Annotated in this window: 4 protein-coding genes; all 4 read right to left on the minus strand. The window is 42.4% G+C overall.

Annotation, left to right across the window (positions count from 1 at the left end; translation table 11 throughout):
• Positions 1–196 precede the first annotated feature (196 nt).
• Positions 197–1,225 carry an NAD(P)H-dependent glycerol-3-phosphate dehydrogenase gene (locus tag AC29Z1_RS13940; protein ID WP_488272060.1) on the minus strand — a complete coding sequence of 343 codons (1,029 nt, stop codon included), beginning with the start codon at positions 1,223–1,225 and terminating at the stop codon, positions 197–199.
• Between the two features lie 10 nt (positions 1,226–1,235).
• Positions 1,236–1,856 (minus strand): glycerol-3-phosphate 1-O-acyltransferase PlsY, encoded by a 621-nt coding sequence (plsY, locus tag AC29Z1_RS13945; protein ID WP_488272061.1) that lies wholly within the window; start codon positions 1,854–1,856, stop codon positions 1,236–1,238.
• Between the two features lie 19 nt (positions 1,857–1,875).
• Complete coding sequence (gene der / locus AC29Z1_RS13950) at positions 1,876–3,201, minus strand: ribosome biogenesis GTPase Der (RefSeq protein WP_488272062.1); 1,326 nt, start codon at positions 3,199–3,201, stop codon at positions 1,876–1,878.
• A 127-nt stretch (positions 3,202–3,328) separates the two neighbouring features.
• On the minus strand, positions 3,329–4,512 hold a 1,184-nt coding region (locus AC29Z1_RS13955), incomplete at its 5' end, for a DUF512 domain-containing protein (RefSeq protein WP_488272063.1).

The raw sequence follows: 4,512 nt of genomic DNA on the forward strand, positions 1-4,512 counted from the left end.
TCACCACCAGTGCGTTCGGCGATATCTCTAAACAGGTCGAATTTTTCCATTTGGCGTCTCCCTCCCTGATTACACTACTTGTCATTATAAATATATGACAGGCCACTCAAAATATTACAAATATAAAAAAGTACGGTAACTAAAAAGTAACTTATCTTACTTTATTAGCCACCATACTTTTTTATGCCAAGTTTATTTAATTCCAATGCAAATTGTTAAGCACAACTTCTTCTACTTCATGTGTCCGGCCGCGAGTCATGAGTTCAAGGACTGCGTTTTTTGGGGACTGATTTTGATACAAAACCGCATACATTTGTTGCGTTATCGGCATTTCAACCCGATATTTAGCTGCCAACTGAAACGCAGCCTTAGTTGCTCTAATACCTTCCACTACCATAGATGTTTCAGCCTGAATCTCGTCCACTGTCTTGCCTGCTGCCAGCATAAGTCCAGCCCGCCGATTGCGGCTGTGTACGCTAGTACAGGTAGCAATAAGATCACCAATACCGGCTAGGCCCGCAAAAGTTAAAGGATTTGCACCCATAGCCATGCCAAGCCGGGTGATTTCGGCTAAACCGCGGGTCATAAGTGCAGATTTCGCATTATCACCAAAACCCAGCCCTTCGGCAATTCCTGCGCCAAGAGCAATGATATTTTTCAACGCACCAGCCAGTTCTACCCCGACGATATCCGGATTGGTATAAACCCGGAAAAGGGGTAGCATAAAGACATCTTGCACATATTCAGCTACCTTACGCGCTTTGGCGGCAGCAACAGTGGCTGTAGGGTGATGTAAAGCCACTTCTTCTGCATGATTAGGACCTGACAATACGGCAATGTTATCAGCAACTACCGGTAATTCTTCAGCTATGATTTCAGACATTCTTTTCAACGTAGTGAGTTCCAACCCCTTAGCAGCATTGACAATAATCGTGTCAGCGCTTACATATGGGGCTAACGCCGCTGCCATCTGCCGTATGGCGTGGGAAGGCGTAACCAAAATAATCAACCAGGCATCGCCTGCGGCTGCGGCGAGGTCATTGGTAACAGATACCGTTGCTGGTAATTTACAGCCAGGCAAATAGCTTTTATTTTCCCTGATTGTTTGGATGTCTTCCGCTAGCTTAGGTGATCGCGCCCATAAGACAACGGATGAATGTTTTTGACCCAACACACCGGCTAACGCTGTCCCCCAACTACCGGCACCAATTACTGCAATATGCATTATCTTCCTGTCACTTCTCCTTTGTGGGACTGGAGGCTGGTTTACCGCCTGCTTTAATTTTGGGTTCTTCCCCTTTTAAAAGGCGCTCAATGTTCGGACGGTGTCGTATAATAACAAATAAAGCAGCCAATATCCCAAAATAAAAAAATTCTTGCCTGACATGTAATAGCCACATACTAACAGGAACTAAAGCTGCTGCGACAATAGATGCCAGCGAAACATAACGAGTAAAATATACTATGAGCGCCCAAACAGCAAAAACAATAACGGTCACTTTAGGCACAAGCATAGCAATAACACCTAAACCGGTAGCCACACCGCGCCCGCCTTTAAACTTCAAAAATACCGACCAGTTATGTCCAGCAATTGCGCCAATACCACCTGCCAATTCAGCAACCGCGGAACTGCCAAGATACTGACCAATCAATACTCCGGCCACTCCTTTTAATGCATCTGTAAAAAATACCCAAAGAGCTGGCCAAAGACCTAGTGTCCGGTACGCATTAGTGGCTCCGATATTTTTGCTGCCATACTCTCGCAAATCAATATTATAGAAATTTCGACCAATAATTAGTCCATTTGGAATCGATCCAATTAGATAGCTGGCGGCAATAACCAGCACATACTCCATTCTCCCACTCCTTTAATGATTACTCATCTTTTTCTTTGCGACCACGAACTATTAATTTAAGTGGAGTTCCTTCAAAACCAAAGGCTTCACGCAACTTGTTTTCTAAAAAGCGCAAGTAGGAAAAATGCATAATTTCGGGATCATTTACAAAGAAAATAAAAGTAGGCGGTTTAACGTCTGGCTGGGTAGTATAATAAATTTTAAGTCGCCGACCTTTATCTGACGGTGGTGGATTGACAGCAATAGCGTCTTCAATAACTTGATTAAGCGTACTTGTTGCTATCCTCATAGAATGTTGATCGGCTACATATTTTACTAGTTCGGTTATTCGGTGAATACGCTGCTTGGTAAGCGCTGAGGTAAATAGTACTGGCGAATATTGCATAAAGCCCAATTCTTCGCGAATATTCTCGGTAAACCTCAGCGAAGTTTTCCCATCTTTTTCAATGAGATCCCATTTATTAACAACAATAATGCTGGCTTTGCCTGCTTCATGGGCATAGCCGGCAATTTTTTTATCTTGCTCAGTCACGCCTTCTTCGGCATTGATAACCATAAGCACCACATCACTGCGGTCAACTGCCCGCAACGAGCGGATAACGCTATAACGCTCAACCGGCATATCAATCTTAGACTTACGCCTCATGCCAGCTGTATCAATCAGCACATACGATTGACCATCTTTAGTAAAGTAAGTATCAATCGCATCACGCGTAGTACCTGGCACATCACTTACAATCACTCTTTCTTCGCCGATAATAGAATTTACCAACGAAGATTTTCCAACATTTGGCCGTCCAATTACCGCAACCTTGATAAGGTCAACCTCTTCTGGTTCAATCTGTTCCTGTGGTAAATTTTCAATTAACTTATCAAGCATATCACCAATATTGAGTGCATTGGTGGCGGAAATGGGAATAGGATCACCTAATCCTAAATTATAAAACTCATAAATATCGGCCTCGTTTTTCACATTGTCTACTTTGTTTACTATCAATAGTACAGGTTTACGGGTGTTACGTAAAATAGCGGCGACTTCAACATCAGCAGTAGTTAGTCCTACTTTACCGTCTACAATAAACATGATAACGTCGGCTTCCTCAATTGCTAGTTTGGCCTGATTGCGGATGGCCGTAAGCATTTTATCTGTAGTTTCAAACTCAATACCGCCAGTATCAATCATTGTAAACTTACGGCCCAACCATTCAGCATCCATGTAAATGCGATCGCGGGTAACACCTGGCATATCTTCAACAATCGACAAACGGTTCTTGCCAAGATAATTAAATAATGTGGATTTGCCGACATTGGGTCGGCCAACAATTGCGACAATTGGTTTACTCATTTAATACCACCTTGTACCTTTTTAAATCGATTACTAATTGTTAATTTAAAGTAGTTTTCCTGTTTACCAATGCCTATAATTGCTTGAAATAAAGCAGAAATTAGTATTTCTACGAACTCGATTGCGTCTATCGCCAGGCCGCAAGCAACTGCTTTAAATCTTGGGCAAAATAGGCGACGCGCACAGGTACCCCCAGTTCGGCGGCAATGTTCTCTGGTGTAGTGTTATCAAGAAACACATTCTCCCCTTTTCTCAAGGCAACTCCCGGAATGATTATGCCGGTTCTACAACCTGGAAGTTTTTTCAACGCCGCAATAATATCACCACCAGTTAACAGACCAGTAACGGTGACATCGCTGCCAAAAAATTTATTTTCTACTGCAATAACTCTGACAGTCAAATTGGTGGCAGCAAAATCAGCCAATAAAGGTGAGAGAATCTTTTTTGCTGAAACACCACAGACAATATCAATAACCTGTGGCTCAGAATAACCAGCAGACGTTATCTGGTTTTCTTCCCATTCAGCTAGAAAGCTGCGAACCAGCCCCACCCCGTTTTCCAGTTGGTGAAACCCGTCATAGAATTCGAAACTGGGAAATTCTTTACCGGCAGCCAAATAAAATTCATCAGCCAAATACACAAAAGATTCCTGGGTTTCTCGGCGGCATTTTTCTTGCCATTTATGGACTTGTTCAATCACTTCTGCAGCAGCTGTAGCCGAAAACTTGGTTAACGGATAACAGTTATCACGATACCTGGTAAGACCTACTGGTACGATAGCCAGTGATAAGATTGACGGATATAAAGCATATAGATCACTAATCGTTTTATCTAATTCTTTTCCATCATTAAACCCTGGGCAAAGTACAACCTGTGCATGAAGGTCAATACCCTTATCCACCAGTTCTTTAATTTGATCCATGATTTTACCAGCTTGCTTGTTACCCAGCATTTGTTCTCTAAGTCTACCATTAGTGGTATGCACCGAAACATAAAGCGGTGACAAATGCAGTCTGGTAATTCGATTAACATCACGCGGCCCCAAGTTGGTTAAAGTAACAAAATTACCGTATAAAAACGAAAGTCGATAGTCGTCATCCTTAATATATAAACTTTCCCGCATACCTGGCGGCATTTGGTCAACAAAACAGAAAATGCATTTGTTAGCGCACTGGCGCACTTTATCGAATACTGCACTTTCAAATTCTAACCCCAAATCTTCATCATAATCTTTTTCCAAAGTTATTAATTCTTGTTCACCAGAGGCACGTTCAATGAGCAGCTCAATTTCTTCATCTGCCAGCGCAAAAC

The organism is Sporomusa sp. (genome assembly GCF_057736855.1).